We start from the raw sequence: 14,237 nt of genomic DNA on the forward strand, positions 1-14,237 counted from the left end.
TTTTTCCGAGAAACTCGTTTAGCTTCAAACACTTAACTCGCTGCGATCTCTCGTAGCGGGAGGTGAATCATACAGCGTTTAGAAGCGCTGTCAACCACCATTTCAACCGCTTGCGATCTTTCGATCGTAGCCCTTTCAGCAGCACCTTAACTATCTAACTCATTGAATCTCAAGGAGTTTGTCGTTCCGATGTCGCTGGAAGTGGGGCGCATTATAAGGGGATTCGGAAGGGCGTCAACCTTTAATTTCAAGAAACTGAAATATAAGCGGGAAATACCCTAGAAAGGCTAACAGGTGCCCGCCACAACACCTTCTGCGCCTATGAGATCGAGCGCCGCGCGGGCGGCGCTCGATCTCACAGGCGCTGAAAGACCCAAGCCGAACACTGCTGAATCCCCAAGGCGAACACCCCCAAAAACAAAGCGGGGAGGCCTTTCGGCCTCCCCGCTTTTAGTTACCTGCCTTAAAGGCTAGGGAATGCAAACTGCGACGCTTCATGGCTGGCACGCTGCGGCCAGCGCTGGGTAATCGCCTTGCGACGGGTATAGAAGCGCACCCCGTCCGGGCCATAGGCATGCAGGTCACCGAACAGCGAACGCTTCCAGCCACCAAAGCTGTGATAAGCCACCGGCACCGGCAGCGGCACGTTCACACCTACCATGCCCACTTCGATCTCGTCGCAGAACAGGCGCGCCGCTTCACCGTCACGGGTGAAGATGCAGGTACCGTTGCCATACTCGTGATCATTGATCAGCTGCATGGCCTGCTCCAGGCTGTTCACACGCACCACGCACAGCACCGGGCCGAAGATCTCTTCTTTATAGATACGCATCTCCGGGGTCACCTTGTCGAACAGGGTGCCACCCACGAAGTAGCCATCTTCATTACCGGCCACACGGAAGCCGCGGCCATCCACCACCAGCTTGGCGCCAGCAGCAACACCGTCATCGATGTAACCCACTACCTTGTCACGGGCAGCAGCCGTTACCAGCGGGCCCATGTCCAGGCCGCACGAAGTGCCGGCACCAATCTTCAGTGCCTTGATCTGCGGTTCCAGCTTGGCAATCAGGGCATCGGCCACCTGGTCACCCACGCATACCGCCACCGAAATGGCCATGCAGCGCTCGCCGCACGAACCGTAGGCCGCGCCCATCAGTGCGCTGACGGCATTGTCCAGGTCGGCATCCGGCATCAGTACCGCGTGGTTCTTCGCGCCACCCAAGGCTTGCACGCGCTTGCCACGCTTGGTGCCTTCGGCATAGATGTACTCGGCGATCGGCGTTGAACCGACAAAGCTCAGTGCTTTTACTTCTGGCGCTTCAATCAGTGCATCCACCGCTTCCTTGTCACCGTGCACCACGTTCAGAATGCCTTTCGGCAGGCCGGCTTCCAGCAGCAGCTGGGCGATGTACAGGGTCGAGCTGGGGTCACGCTCGGAAGGCTTGAGGATGAAAGCGTTGCCGCAGGCGATGGCCAGTGGATACATCCACAGCGGCACCATGGCCGGGAAGTTGAACGGGGTAATGCCAGCGACCACGCCCAGCGGCTGGAAGTCGGACCAGGCATCGATGTTCGGGCCGACGTTGCGGCTGTACTCGCCTTTCAATACTTCTGGCGCTGCGCAGGCGAACTCGACGTTCTCGATGCCGCGCTTCAGTTCGCCGGCTGCGTCTTCCAAGGTCTTGCCATGCTCTTCGCTGATCATCTGCGAAATCTTGGCTTCGTTCTGCTCCAGCAGTTGCTTGAAGCGGAACATTACCTGGGCGCGCTTGGCCGGTGGGGTGTTGCGCCAGGCCGGGAAGGCCGCCTTGGCGGAGTCGATCGCTTCCTGCACGGTCGCGCGACTGGCCAGCTCAACCTTGCGTACAGCCTGGCCGGTGGACGGGTTGAAGACATCGGCGGTGCGCTCACCTTTGCAAACCAGCTCGCCATGGATCAGGTGCTGAACAATGCTCATGCAAAACTCCGGATATAGAAGGTAGAGGCAGGCGCGCTATCTATACATGCGCGCGCCTGGCATCGAAATCGGAAAGATCAGTCGATCAGGTTCAGGTTTTCGCCGACGGCGTCGAACAAGCGATCCAGTTCCTGCGGCGTGGTGTTGAACGTTGGGCCGAACTGCAGGGTGTCGCCACCGAAGCGTACATAGAAGCCTGCCTTCCACAATTTCATCGCCACTTCGTACGGGCGGACGATGGCATCACCGTCACGGGCGGCGATCTGGATGGCGCCGGCCAGGCCATAGTTACGGATATCGACAACGTTCTTGGTGCCCTTCACGCCGTGCAGCAGCTTCTCGAAGTGCGGCGCCAGCTCGGCGGCGGACTGCACCAGGTTTTCCTTCTGCAGCAGGTTCAGCGCGGCGATACCGGCGGCGCAGGCCACCGGGTGGGCCGAATAGGTGTAGCCGTGCGGGAATTCCACGGCGTATTCCGGCGTCGGCTGGTTCATGAAGGTGTGGTAGATCTCACTGCTGGCTATCACCGCGCCCATCGGGATGGCGCCGTTGGTTACCTGCTTGGCGATGCACATCAGGTCCGGGGTGACGCCGAAGGCTTCAGCACCGGTCATCGCGCCCATGCGGCCAAAGCCGGTGATCACTTCGTCGAAGATCAGCAGGATGTTGTGCTGGGTGCAGATTTCACGCAGGCGCTTCAGGTAACCCTTAGGCGGCGGCAGTACACCGGCAGACCCCGCCAGCGGCTCGACGATCACCGCAGCGATGTTGGAGGCATCGTGCAGCTCGATCAGCTTGAGCATTTCGTCAGCCAGGGCAATACCGCCCTCCTCCGGCATGCCCTTGGAGAAGGCGTTCACCGGCAGCACGGTGTGAGGCAGGTGGTCGACATCCAGCAACTGGCCGAACATCTTGCGGTTACCGTTCACGCCACCCAGGCTGGTACCGGCGATGTTCACGCCATGGTAGCCGCGGGCACGGCCGATGATCTTGGTCTTGGTCGCCTGGCCTTTCAGGCGCCAATAGGCACGCACCATCTTCAGCGCGGTATCGGCGCACTCGGAACCGGAGTTGGTATAAAAGACGTGGTTCAGATCGCCTGGAACCAGATCGGCAATCTTTTCCGCCAGCTGGAACGACAGCGGATGGCCAAACTGGAACGCCGGGGAATAGTCCAGGGTACCCAGCTGACGGGTCACCGCATCGGTGATTTCCTTGCGGGTGTGCCCGGCGCCGCAGGTCCACAGGCCAGACAGCGCATCAAAGATCTTGCGCCCCTGGTCATCGACCAGGTAGTTGCCTTCGGCCGCCACGATCAACCGTGGGTCGCGGTGGAAGTTGCGGTTGGCGGTGTAAGGCATCCAGTGGGCATCCAGCTTGAGCTGGCTGGCGATACCGGCGGGAGCGGTTTCGGGCATGTTCATCGGCGGTTCCTCGGAAGACGATTAGGCAACGATGTATGTTGTTGCAGCTAAATTGGCACGGCGATAAAGTCTGAAAAAGCCAACATTTCTAATCTTCAGACAGGCCGTGACTAAACTGATGAGCCGACGCCCCGATCCACTCGCCCAAGTCAGCGATTTCGACATCCGCCTGCTGAAGATCTACCGCAGCGTGGTCGAGTGCGGTGGCTTTTCGGCCGCCGAGAACGTGCTGGGCATTGGCCGCTCGGCCATCAGCCAGCAAATGAACGACCTGGAGCAACGCCTTGGCCTACGCCTGTGCCAGCGTGGCCGCGCCGGTTTCTCGCTGACCGAGGAAGGCCGCGAGGTCTACCATTCGGCACTGCAACTGCTCAGCGCACTGGAAAGCTTTCGCACCGAGGTCAACGGCCTGCACCAGCACTTGCGTGGCGAGTTGAACATTGGCCTGACCGACAACCTGGTCACCCTGCCGCACATGCGCATCACCCATGCCCTGGCCGAACTCAAGGACCGCGGGCCCGATGTGCGTATCCAGATCCGCATGATCGCCCCCAGCCAGGTCGAACACGGCGTGCTCGACGGCAGCCTGCATGTTGGTGTGGTACCTCAGACCAGCCCGCTGTCGGGCCTTGAGTACCAGCCGCTGTACAGCGAACGCTCGCTGTTGTACTGCGCGGTCGGCCACCCACTGTTCTATGCCGATGACCAGCAGGTCGACGACGACCGCCTCAACAGCCAGGAAGCCATCACCCCCACATTCCGCCTGCCCGCCGACATCCAGGCCCATTACCAGGCGCTGAACTGCACGGCGAGTGCTTCGGACCGCGAAGGCATGGCGTTTCTCATCCTCACCGGGCGCTACATTGGCTACCTGCCCGACCACTACGCCACATTTTGGGTGCAGCAAGGCCGCTTGCGCGCCCTCAAGCCCCAACAGCGCTTCTATGACCTGAGCCTGAGCTGGGTAACGCGCAAGGGCCGGCGGCCCAACCTGGTACTGGAAAGCTTCCTCGACAGCCTGGCTGCGACACGTTGATGCCAGTCTGTGCCGCAAACGCTTGTCACTTCGGCGCAGGCAGGTAATCTTGTCCGACAGCCGCAGCCACTGACCCGTACGGAATCGTCCATGACCCTAGAAGTCCCTGCGCACCGCCTCTCCGCCTCGGGCAAGCCCGCGGGCCGCATCCGCCAGAAAAACGAACAGGCCATTATCCAGGCCGCCGAGGACGAGTTCGCTCGCCATGGGTTCAAGGGCACCAGCATGAACACCATCGCCCTGAAGGCGGAATTGCCCAAGGCCAACCTGCACTACTACTTCACCAACAAGCTGGGCCTGTACATTGCCGTGCTCAGCAACATCATCGAGTTGTGGGACAGTACCTTCAACGCCTTGAGCGTCGAGGACGACCCCGGTGAAGCGCTGAGCCAGTACATCCGCACCAAGATGGAGTTCTCGCGCCGCAACCCGCAGGCCTCGCGGATTTTCGCCATGGAAGTAATCAGCGGTGGCACCTGCCTGACCGAATATTTCAGTGCTGACTACCGCGAGTGGTTCCGCGGCCGGGCTGCCGTGTTCCAGGCCTGGATCGAAGCCGGCAAGATGGACCCGGTCGACCCGGTGCACCTGATCTTCCTGCTTTGGGGCAGCACCCAGCACTACGCCGACTTCGCTACCCAGATCTGCCAGGTTACCGGCCGCAGCCGCCTGACCAAGCAGGACATGGAAGACGCAAGCAACAACCTTATCCACATCATTCTGAAGGGCTGCGGCATCAAGCCCGCTGTGTAACCGTCATTTATGCCTTCTACCCTGCTCGACCTCTGCGAATACCGCGAGGACATCCGCAAGAGCCGCTTCATCACCCTCGCCGGGCCGATCAACAGTGCCGCCGATGCGATGAGCTTTATCGAACGCCACAGCGACCTTGCCGCCACCCACAACTGCTGGGCCTGGAAGCTCGGCGGGCAGTACCGCAGCAACGATGACGGCGAACCCGGCGGCACCGCAGGCCGGCCGATCCTGGCAGCCATCGAAGCGCAGGACTGCGACCAGGTCGTAGTGCTGGTGATCCGCTGGTACGGCGGTATCCAGCTGGGTACCGGCGGCCTTGCGAGGGCCTATGGCGGCGGCGCCAACAAGTGCCTGCAACAGGCACCCAAGCGGCTGCTGGTGCAGCGCAGCGAATTCACCTGCAGTTGCAGTTTCAGCGAACTCGCGTTGGTTAAACTGCGCCTGGCGGAGGTGGACGGCCTGGTACTGAATGAACAGTTCACCGCCAATGGCGTAGACCTGCTGATCGCGCTTGGTGATGCCCACAGGGCGCCACTGCAGCAGCAACTGGCCGACCTGAGCCGCGGGCGCATCCTGCTCGAAGCATGCTGAACATTGCCCACAACAACTGTGGGCCCGCCTGTGGATAAGCTTGGGGCAGTCGCTTGCAAGCTACTGTTTTCATGGCCTCCAGAGCTTTGATCATATTTTGATCACTGTTTGATGACAGCCGCAAACTGCTGAAAGCTCACGAGTTATCCCCAACACGCGGCCAGGCGGGGCTGCCTGCAAGATCGTAGGCTTGCACACAATAACTGTGGATCAGCTTGTGGATAACCCGTGCGCCAACAGGCGAAGCGCCCGGCCGGGCAAGGCCCCGGCGCAGTTGATCGTTTTTTATACAGTCATCGGCAAGGCAGTGAGTGCCGCTGTGGATTATTCTCAAATACCTTTCTCTTTCACCGACCACGGAGCGCGTTCACATGGCTAATGCAAAAACCGCACTTATCATCGGCGCCTCGCGCGGGCTTGGCCTGGGCCTGGTGCAACGCCTGAACGAAGACGGCTGGAACATCACTGCCACCGTGCGCAACCCACAGCAACCCGGTGCCCTGGCGGACGTGCCCGGCGTGCGCATCGAACAGCTGGAAATGAACGACACCGCCCAACTCGATGGGCTGAAACAACGCCTGCAAGGCCAGGTGTTCGACCTGGTATTCGTCAATGCGGGCGTCATGGGCCCCCTGCCGCAAGACCTGGAGACGGTTCAAAACAAGGACATCGGCGACCTGTTCATGACCAATGCCGTGTCGCCCATCCGCGTGGCCCGCCGCCTGGTCGGCCAGGTGCGCGAGGGCAGCGGCGTGCTGGCCTTCATGAGTTCGATCCTGGGCAGCGTAACCATCCCCGACGGGGGCGAAATTTGCCTGTACAAGGCCAGCAAGGCAGCGCTCAACTCGATGATCAACAGCTTCGTGGTTGAACAACAGCGCCCCGACCTGTGCGTGCTGGCCATGCACCCGGGCTGGGTGAAAACCGACATGGGCGGCGAAAACGCCGAAATCGACGTGTTCACCAGCACCCGCGGCATGCTCGACCAGATCAACGCACAAAGCGGCAACGGCGGCCTGCGCTTCATCAACTACAAGGGCGAACCCTTGGTCTGGTGATTCAACGGGTCGCAGCCTGGCCGGGCGCAATGCCCGGCCAGCCCCTGTAGAATGGCGGCAACCGTACCTGATTGAGATGCCCCACTATGTATGACTGGTTGAACGCCCTGCCCAAGGCCGAACTGCACCTGCACCTGGAAGGCTCGCTGGAGCCCGAGCTGCTGTTCGCCCTGGCCGAGCGCAACAAGATCGCCCTGCCCTGGGCCGATGTGGAGACCCTGCGTGGTGCCTATGCCTTCAACAACCTGCAGGAGTTTCTCGACCTGTATTACCAGGGCGCGGATGTGCTGCGTACCGAGCAGGACTTCTACGACCTGACCTGGGCCTACCTGCAACGCTGCAAAGCCCAGAACGTGATCCACACCGAACCGTTCTTTGACCCGCAAACCCACACCGACCGCGGCATCCCTTTCGAAGTGGTGCTCAATGGCATCAACCAGGCGCTGAACGACGGCCGCAAGCAACTGGGCATCAGCAGTGGCCTGATCCTCAGCTTCCTGCGCCACCTCAGTGAAGAGGAAGCGCAAAAAACCCTCGACCAGGCCCTGCCGTTCCGCGACGCGTTCATCGCCGTCGGCCTGGACAGCTCGGAAATGGGTCACCCGCCAAGCAAGTTCAAGCGCGTGTTCGACCGGGCCCGCAGCGAAGGCTTTGTTGCCGTTGCCCATGCCGGCGAAGAAGGCCCGCCCGAGTACATCTGGGAAGCGCTCGACCTGTTGCAGATCAAGCGTATCGACCACGGCGTACGCGCCATCGAGGACGAGCGCCTGATGCAACGCATCATCGATGAGCAGATCCCGCTCACCGTGTGCCCGCTGTCCAACACCAAGCTCTGCGTGTTCGACCACATGAGCCAGCACAACATCCTGGACATGCTCGAACGCGGCGTGAAGGTTACGGTCAACTCGGACGACCCGGCCTACTTCGGCGGCTACGTGACGGAAAACTTCCACGCCCTGCACACACACCTGGGCATGACCGAAGACCAGGCCCGTCGGCTGGCGCAGAACAGCCTGGATGCCCGGCTGGTCTGATTGACCGACGCCGTTGCGCTCAGCCGACCTGCAACGTCGCCACGCGGGCTATGCGATTGATCTGCTGGATACCCAGCGCCGAGATATGCAATGCCCGCGTGTCCTCGGCCTCGCGCATCCAGCCAGATTGCAGAAACAGCCTGAACAAGGCCTGGCCCAGCACGCCCCCCAGGTGCGGGGCCTGATCGTTCCACTCGGTGCAACGGCAGATCACGCAACCACGTTGCTGGTGTGGCGCCAGGGCATCGATGTAGACCCCGACAAGCGCCAACTGCGCCCGCCCCTCGTCACTTACCATCAACTGTCGGCCGCTGCCTTCCAGCCAGCCGGCCACCACCACGCGATGGTACAGCTCACTGGCCAGCTCCCCACCCAGGTGATCGCCACAACGACGTGCGCGGCGCATCGACATGGGCAAAGGTGATACCGGCGCCTTGGCCTGCTCCCCCCTGGCGCCCTCCAGCTGAACGCTGGCCAAGGCCTCCACGGCGGCCCCGACCTGCGGTGTCGCCAGGCGGAAATAGCGCTTGCGGCCACGTGCTTCATGCCTGAGCAATCCGGCAGACGACAGCAACGAAAGGTGCGCGCAGGCCGATGACGAAGTCAGGCCGGTCATTATCGCGAGCTCATTGGCCAGCCGTGGCGTGCCGTCGATCAATGCCCACAACATGGCACTGCGCTTCGGGTCGGCCATCAGGCTGGCAATCTGGCTGATACTGCTGGCTGCGTTCATATCCCTGTAACTCCCTGCAAGTTCACGGTGTGGATGCGATGGCCAACCCTGGCAGGGAAGCACCTCTCGCTGTCACTGGCCTGGGTCGCAAGTATAGGCCGCAGCAAACGCCGTTCAGACGCTCACCTGCCGACATACCTGCGGCGAAAAACCACTGGGTATGCCTACCCTTGGCAAACAGTGAAACAGCCTCGGAAAACTGCCCGGAACCCGGTCAACCAAAGGTCCGATATACGCGTACAGCGGCGTAGAAACATCTTGATGAAAAAAGACCGCCTGCAATTTCAGATACGGCCCACAGCAATGTTCCGCAAATAGCGCGCAACGAAGCGAAGGTTCTGCGAGTTTGCGGGCATTACGCCCAAAGCGGGAAACAGGGAGAGGAAATGCGCCTGTCGACCGTCAGTCAGGACACTGATGCAGCCCGTGGCAGCCACGAGGGGCGGCGCTACACTTGAGCGGCTCCCCCTTCTGGAGGTTTGCCGCGATGAAAATTGTCGTCAGTGCATCGAGCCGAAACCCTGCCTGCCCCTGGCAGGTCCAGCTCGATCAACACGTGGTCAGTTTCCGCAGCGAGGCCGAGGCGCGGGCCTTCGTCGCCACGCTCGAAACCCGCCTGCAGGCACCTCACCCGCTTATGCGGGACGCCTGGCCTGCAAGCGTCGGGTCAGCAGCGCGACACTGACCGCCAGTGCACCGCACAAGCTGATCACCGTCGCCATCGGCACCGCACTGCCATCATGCAGCAGGCCGACCAGTGCCGCCGCCCCTGCGGCGACGCTGAACTGCAGGCAGCCCATCAGTGCCGAGGCGCTGCCAGCGCGTGCGCCCTGCCCGCTCATGGCGCAGGCAGAGGCGTTGGGGATGATGCAGCCCAGGCTGGCGATGCAGATGAACAGCGGTACCAGCAGCGGCCACAACTGTGTCGGCTGCAAGGCTGCCACGCCCAACAGCGCCAGGCCTGCCGCCAGGTACACCCACACCCCGCGCGCCAGCAGGAACGCCGGGCCACGCTTGGCCAGTAGACGTGCATTCACCTGTGCCACCAGGATGAAGCCGGCGGCGTTGGTACCGAACAGCCAGCCGTAGTGCTCGGCCGGCACGTCATAGAGCTTGATGAACACGAAAGGCGAACCGGCGATGTAGGCAAACATGCCGGCAATGGCGATACCACCGGTCAAGGCATGGCCAAGGAACACCCGGTCTGCAAGCAAACGCAGGTATTGGCGCAAAGCGCCAGACAGCGGCTGACGTGGCATGTGCTCAGGCAGGCTTTCCGGCAGGCCAAGGCTGACCGCCAGCAGGCAGCCGGCACTGAACAGGCTCAAGGCCAGGAAGATCGACTGCCAGCCCGCCAGGTTCACCAGCACCCCGCCCAGCATCGGTGCCAGGATCGGCGCCAGGCCCATGACCAGCATCAGTTGCGAAAACACCTTGGCCGAGGCCACCGGGTCGCACTTGTCGCTGACGATGGCCCGCGACAGCACCATGCCGGCACAACCGCCCAGTGCCTGGACGAAGCGCGCCAGTACCAGGGTGTCGAGGTTGGGGGCATAGGCACAGGCCAGCGACGCCAGGGTGAACAGGGTCACCCCGAACATCAGCGGTATGCGCCGGCCAAAGCGGTCGGCTACCGGGCCATAGGCCAACTGGCCGATGGACAGGCCGAGGAAGTAGGCGGCCAAAGTGGCCTGGATGTGTTTTTCATCGGTGGCGAACGCCTGCGCCATGGCCGGGAAGGCGGGCAGGTAGAAGTCGATCGCCAAGGGCCCGAACGCACTGAGTGCGCCCAGGATGAGCACCATTCGCAGGTTCATCAGGAATCCATAGCAGGCTAAGCAAGTGATTGATTCTACCCGCTGTGGCCACTATCGGTATGAAAACATTTGCAACAAACCTGGGCCTTGCGGCCACAATTGTCTGGCTCGAAACCTGAAAATTGCCGCGGTTCCTCTGGGGGCGGGCGTGCCCGCGAATCAGGCAACGCGGTGGATGGCACCGGCTACGCGTATTCGCGGGCACGCCCGCTCCCACAGGTGAGTCTCCCACTGCCAAGTCTTCAGGCGAGTTCGGCCTGATAACCTTCATCACGAATGGCCGTAAGGATCTGCTCCTGCCCCAGTTCACTCTGCACCCGTACCTGCCTGGCTGCCAGATCGATCTCGACCTTGGCCGCTGCATCCTGCTCCTGCACCGCGCGGGTCACGGCTTTCACGCAATGGCCGCAGGTCATGCCTTGTACATTGAACACTTGCATGGGGGTTGCCTCCTTCAGGTTTTCAACGAGTCTCAAGCTTGCCATCGGGGCAAGGTCAAGCCCTGCCAGCAACACCTGGGGTGGAAATCCGCGCCCGCGTCGGCCAAGCTTCGCGTTTGACGATCAGGCAAGCAGGAGATTCTTCATGTTCAGGGCAGCATTGGGCGTCGTCGGGCTATTGAGCGCGCTGGCTGCGGTGCCACCGGCCAGTGCCGAGGGCAATTCGGACTACAGCGTACTGATCATTTCCCGGGAACGCCTGGAAGTGGCCACCAACTGCGAAATCGGCGTCTACCTCAACGATCAGCTTTCCGGGCGTGTGTTCCAGGAGCAATCCACCTCGTTCAACCTGCCGCCCGGCCCGGTAGATGTGCGCCTGCGCCTTTTGCCAGGGCAGATGCCAGGCTGCGCAGCGGGCATCGAAGACCAACGCAGCACACGCTTGAACCTGCAGGCGGGCCAGATCAACAAATACCGCATCGCCATGGGGCAATATGGGCTGGAGTTGAAGCGAGCCGGCCTGGGCTATTGACCTTACCTGCATGGCAAGGTTGATGCTGGAGGCCTGTCCAAGGAGGAGAGCCATGCCCGCATCCACCACATATGACCTGCCGATCTCCGGCATGACCTGCGCCAGCTGTGCCGGCCGGGTCGAACGCGCCCTGCGCAAGGTCACCGGCGCTGAACAGGTCAGCGTCAACCTCGCCACCGAACAGGCCCGGGTCCAGGCCCCGGCCAACAGCCTGCCCGCCCTGGTCGATGCCGTGCGCGAAGCCGGCTACGGCGTGCCCACCCGTACCGTCGAACTGCAGATTGGCGGCATGACCTGCGCCAGCTGCGTCGGCCGCGTAGAGCGCGCCTTGGGGAAGCTGCCGGGTGTTGAGCAGGTCAGCGTCAACCTTGCCAGCGAACGCGCGCACCTTGAAGTGCTGGCAGCCGTTGATGACAACCTGCTGATCGACACCGTGCACAAGGCCGGCTACAGCGCCAGCCTGCCGCAAACGGCAAACGGCGACCAAAGCGCTGCCCAGCGCCGCCTGCGCAACGAGCGCCTGGCGGTCGGCGCAGCCTTGCTGTTGGCCCTGCCACTGGTATTGCCGATGCTGGTGCAGCCATTCGGCCTGCACTGGATGTTGCCTGCATGGGCGCAGTTTCTGCTGGCCACGCCGGTGCAGTTCATTCTTGGCGCCCGCTTCTACGTAGCCGCCTGGAAGGCCGTGCGCGCCGGTGCCGGAAACATGGACCTGCTGGTGGCGCTAGGCACCAGCGCTGGCTACGGCTTGAGCCTGTACCAGTGGGCGCAGGCCCCTGCCGGCATGGCCCCACACCTGTACTTTGAAGCCTCGGCCGTGGTGATTGCCCTGGTGTTGCTGGGCAAGTACCTGGAAAGCCGTGCCAAGCGCCAGACCGCCAGCGCCATTCGCGCCCTTGAGGCACTGCGCCCGGAACGCGCCCTGCGTGTAGTCGACGGCCAGGAGCAAGACGTGGCCATCGCGCAGTTGCGCCTGGGCGACCTGGTGCTGGTCAAGCCCGGCGAGCGTTTCCCGGTAGACGGTGTGGTCGAAGACGGCAGCAGCCATGCCGATGAAGCCCTGATCAGCGGCGAGAGCCTGCCGGTGCCCAAGCAACCCGGCGACAGTGTTACCGGTGGTGCCATCAATGGCGAAGGCCGATTGCTGGTGCGCACCCAGGCGCTGGGCACCGAAACCGTGCTGGCACGTATCATCCGGCTGGTGGAAGACGCCCAGGCCGCCAAGGCGCCGATCCAGAAGCTGGTCGACCGGGTCAGCCAAGTGTTCGTCCCGGCCGTGCTGGTACTGGCCCTGATCACCCTGATCGGCTGGTGGCTGGCCGGCGCACCGTTGGAAACCGCACTGATCAACGCCGTTGCCGTGTTGGTCATCGCCTGCCCTTGTGCCCTGGGCCTGGCCACGCCTGCAGCAATCATGGCCGGTACCGGGGTTGCCGCCCGCCACGGTATCCTGATCAAGGACGCCGAAGCCCTGGAGCGTGCCCATGCGGTCAACCGCGTGGTCTTCGACAAGACCGGCACGCTTACCTCTGGCAGCCCGCGGGTTGTCCACAGCCAGGCGCAAGTGGGCAACAGCGCCGACCTGCACCGCCTGGCCGGCGCCCTGCAGCGCGGCAGTGAGCACCCACTGGCCAAGGCGGTGCTGGATGCCTGCGCCGAACAGAAGCTGGACGTGCCAAGCGTTACCGACAGCCAGTCGCTGACCGGGCGCGGCATCGCCGGATGTGTAGAGGGCCGCGAGTTAGCCCTGGGCAACCGCCGCCTGCTCGACGAAAGCGCCCTGCAACCCGGTGACCTGGCCGCCAAGGCCCAGGCCTGGGAAGCCGAGGGGCGCACCCTGTCGTGGCTGATCGAACGCGGCACGCAACCCCGTGTGCTGGGCCTGTTCGCCTTCGGTGACAGCCTCAAGCCCGGCGCCGCGCAAGCCATAAATACCCTGCACGCACAGCACATCAGCAGCCACCTGCTGACCGGCGACAACCGCGGCAGCGCCAAGGTGGTGGCCGACGCCCTGGGCATCGACGATGTGCATGCCGAAGTGCTGCCGGCCGACAAGGCCGCCACCGTGGCCGCGCTCAAGCTGGATGGCGTGGTCGCCATGGTTGGCGATGGCATCAACGACGCCCCGGCCCTGGCGGCCGCCGATATCGGCATTGCCATGGGTGGCGGCACCGACGTGGCCATGCAGGCCGCCGGCATCACCCTGATGCGTGGCGACCCGCGCCTGGTGCCGGCCGCCCTGGAAATCAGCCGCAAGACCTACGCCAAAATCCGCCAGAACCTGTTCTGGGCGTTCATCTATAACCTGATCGGCATCCCGCTGGCCGCGCTGGGTTACCTCAACCCGGTACTGGCCGGCGCCGCCATGGCCCTGTCCAGCGTCAGCGTGGTCAGCAACGCGCTGTGGCTCAAGGCGTGGAAACCCACCAGCACCAACGAGGAAGCGCCATGAACATCGGCCAGGCCGCCCGCCGCAGCGGGCTTAGCACCAAGATGATCCGTTATTACGAATCCATCGGCCTGCTCAAACCTGCCACGCGCAGCGACAGCGGCTACCGCCTGTACCAGGCAGAAGACTTGCACAGCCTGGCCTTCATCAAGCGCTCCCGCGACCTGGGCTTCTCCCTGGAAGAGGTCGGCAAGCTGCTGACCCTGTGGCAAGACCGCCAGCGTGCCAGCGCCGATGTGAAGGCACTGGCCATGCAGCACATCGATGAACTGAACCGGCGTATCGAGGAACTGGTGAGCCTGCGCGACACCCTTGGCGAGCTGGTTTCGCATTGCCAGGGGGACGACCGCCCGGACTGCCCGATCCTCAAGGACCTGGCCAACGGTGCTGCTGGAAGTTGCTGTCACTGA

Annotated in this window: 14 protein-coding genes; 9 read left to right on the forward strand and 5 right to left on the reverse strand. The window is 62.8% G+C overall.

Going from position 1 to position 14,237, the window contains the following annotated elements:
* Window positions 1-463 precede the first annotated feature (463 nt).
* Together E8E78_RS02965 and E8E78_RS02970 are read right to left on the reverse strand one after the other, a co-directional pair.
* On the reverse strand, window positions 464-1,957 hold the full coding sequence (locus tag E8E78_RS02965; RefSeq protein ID WP_049273695.1) for a CoA-acylating methylmalonate-semialdehyde dehydrogenase: 1,494 nt from the start codon (window positions 1,955-1,957) through the stop codon (window positions 464-466).
* 77 nt (window positions 1,958-2,034) lie between these two features.
* A complete protein-coding gene (locus E8E78_RS02970) occupies window positions 2,035-3,381 on the reverse strand; it encodes an aspartate aminotransferase family protein (protein ID WP_280311800.1) in 1,347 nt (448 codons plus the stop codon).
* A 115-nt stretch (window positions 3,382-3,496) separates the two neighbouring features.
* Between E8E78_RS02970 and E8E78_RS02975 the strand changes: the two genes are divergently transcribed.
* The 5 genes from E8E78_RS02975 to E8E78_RS02995 all read left to right on the forward strand — a co-directional run bounded on the left by E8E78_RS02975 (window position 3,497) and on the right by E8E78_RS02995 (window position 7,856).
* A complete protein-coding gene (locus E8E78_RS02975) occupies window positions 3,497-4,417 on the forward strand; it encodes a LysR family transcriptional regulator (RefSeq protein ID WP_026034606.1) in 921 nt (306 codons plus the stop codon).
* A gap of 90 nt (window positions 4,418-4,507) precedes the next feature.
* Window positions 4,508-5,170: a TetR/AcrR family transcriptional regulator gene (locus E8E78_RS02980; protein ID WP_016497890.1), complete on the forward strand. Its 663-nt coding sequence runs from the start codon at window positions 4,508-4,510 to the stop codon at window positions 5,168-5,170.
* A 9-nt stretch (window positions 5,171-5,179) separates the two neighbouring features.
* Window positions 5,180-5,764 carry a YigZ family protein gene (locus E8E78_RS02985; protein WP_049273699.1) on the forward strand — a complete coding sequence of 195 codons (585 nt, stop codon included), beginning with the start codon at window positions 5,180-5,182 and terminating at the stop codon, window positions 5,762-5,764.
* Between the two features lie 371 nt (window positions 5,765-6,135).
* Window positions 6,136-6,822 carry an SDR family oxidoreductase gene (locus tag E8E78_RS02990; RefSeq protein WP_059395797.1) on the forward strand — a complete coding sequence of 229 codons (687 nt, stop codon included), beginning with the start codon at window positions 6,136-6,138 and terminating at the stop codon, window positions 6,820-6,822.
* Window positions 6,823-6,908: 86 nt separating this feature from the next.
* Complete coding sequence (locus E8E78_RS02995) at window positions 6,909-7,856, forward strand: adenosine deaminase (protein ID WP_049273703.1); 948 nt, start codon at window positions 6,909-6,911, stop codon at window positions 7,854-7,856.
* A 19-nt stretch (window positions 7,857-7,875) separates the two neighbouring features.
* On the opposite strand, the gene E8E78_RS03000 is transcribed toward E8E78_RS02995, so the two are convergent.
* Window positions 7,876-8,589: a helix-turn-helix transcriptional regulator gene (locus E8E78_RS03000; protein WP_049273704.1), complete on the reverse strand. Its 714-nt coding sequence runs from the start codon at window positions 8,587-8,589 to the stop codon at window positions 7,876-7,878.
* A gap of 487 nt (window positions 8,590-9,076) precedes the next feature.
* Between E8E78_RS03000 and E8E78_RS03005 the strand changes: the two genes are divergently transcribed.
* Window positions 9,077-9,274: a hypothetical protein gene (locus E8E78_RS03005; protein WP_080642756.1), complete on the forward strand. Its 198-nt coding sequence runs from the start codon at window positions 9,077-9,079 to the stop codon at window positions 9,272-9,274.
* Here the strand turns inward: E8E78_RS03005 and E8E78_RS03010 are convergent.
* Entirely contained in the window at window positions 9,225-10,406 is a 1,182-nt protein-coding gene (locus E8E78_RS03010; protein WP_016497885.1) for a multidrug effflux MFS transporter, read from the reverse strand. The genes E8E78_RS03005 and E8E78_RS03010 overlap by 50 nt on opposite strands.
* A 242-nt stretch (window positions 10,407-10,648) precedes the next feature.
* A complete protein-coding gene (locus E8E78_RS03015) occupies window positions 10,649-10,846 on the reverse strand; it encodes a cation transporter (RefSeq protein ID WP_016497884.1) in 198 nt (65 codons plus the stop codon).
* Between the two features lie 145 nt (window positions 10,847-10,991).
* Here E8E78_RS03015 and E8E78_RS03020 point away from each other — a divergent pair, with 145 nt between their 5' ends.
* The 3 genes from E8E78_RS03020 to cueR are packed head-to-tail and all read left to right on the forward strand — an operon-like array spanning window position 10,992 to window position 14,237.
* Window positions 10,992-11,378 carry a hypothetical protein gene (locus tag E8E78_RS03020; protein WP_059395799.1) on the forward strand — a complete coding sequence of 129 codons (387 nt, stop codon included), beginning with the start codon at window positions 10,992-10,994 and terminating at the stop codon, window positions 11,376-11,378.
* Between the two features lie 52 nt (window positions 11,379-11,430).
* Window positions 11,431-13,830, forward strand: coding sequence for a heavy metal translocating P-type ATPase (locus tag E8E78_RS03025; RefSeq protein WP_061202613.1), 2,400 nt, complete (start codon window positions 11,431-11,433; stop codon window positions 13,828-13,830).
* Entirely contained in the window at window positions 13,827-14,237 is a 411-nt protein-coding gene (gene cueR, locus E8E78_RS03030) for a Cu(I)-responsive transcriptional regulator (protein ID WP_016497881.1), read from the forward strand. Before E8E78_RS03025 ends, cueR begins: the two co-directional genes overlap by 4 nt.

Origin of the sequence: Pseudomonas sp. BN505 (genome assembly GCF_029873175.1) — a bacterium.
In the GTDB taxonomy this organism is placed as follows: domain Bacteria; phylum Pseudomonadota; class Gammaproteobacteria; order Pseudomonadales; family Pseudomonadaceae; genus Aquipseudomonas; species Aquipseudomonas putida.

Coding starts and splice junctions, on each gene's coding strand:
- E8E78_RS02965 (WP_049273695.1), bottom strand. CDS start 1,957: ATGAGCATTGTTCAGCACCTGATCCATGGCGAGCTGGTTTGCAAAGGT.
- E8E78_RS02970 (WP_280311800.1), bottom strand. CDS start 3,381: ATGAACATGCCCGAAACCGCTCCCGCCGGTATCGCCAGCCAGCTCAAG.
- E8E78_RS02980 (WP_016497890.1), top strand. CDS start 4,508: ATGACCCTAGAAGTCCCTGCGCACCGCCTCTCCGCCTCGGGCAAGCCC.
- E8E78_RS02985 (WP_049273699.1), top strand. CDS start 5,180: ATGCCTTCTACCCTGCTCGACCTCTGCGAATACCGCGAGGACATCCGC.
- E8E78_RS02990 (WP_059395797.1), top strand. CDS start 6,136: ATGGCTAATGCAAAAACCGCACTTATCATCGGCGCCTCGCGCGGGCTT.
- E8E78_RS02995 (WP_049273703.1), top strand. CDS start 6,909: ATGTATGACTGGTTGAACGCCCTGCCCAAGGCCGAACTGCACCTGCAC.
- E8E78_RS03000 (WP_049273704.1), bottom strand. CDS start 8,589: ATGAACGCAGCCAGCAGTATCAGCCAGATTGCCAGCCTGATGGCCGAC.
- E8E78_RS03005 (WP_080642756.1), top strand. CDS start 9,077: ATGAAAATTGTCGTCAGTGCATCGAGCCGAAACCCTGCCTGCCCCTGG.
- E8E78_RS03010 (WP_016497885.1), bottom strand. CDS start 10,406: ATGAACCTGCGAATGGTGCTCATCCTGGGCGCACTCAGTGCGTTCGGG.
- E8E78_RS03015 (WP_016497884.1), bottom strand. CDS start 10,846: ATGCAAGTGTTCAATGTACAAGGCATGACCTGCGGCCATTGCGTGAAA.
- E8E78_RS03020 (WP_059395799.1), top strand. CDS start 10,992: ATGTTCAGGGCAGCATTGGGCGTCGTCGGGCTATTGAGCGCGCTGGCT.
- E8E78_RS03025 (WP_061202613.1), top strand. CDS start 11,431: ATGCCCGCATCCACCACATATGACCTGCCGATCTCCGGCATGACCTGC.
- cueR (WP_016497881.1), top strand. CDS start 13,827: ATGAACATCGGCCAGGCCGCCCGCCGCAGCGGGCTTAGCACCAAGATG.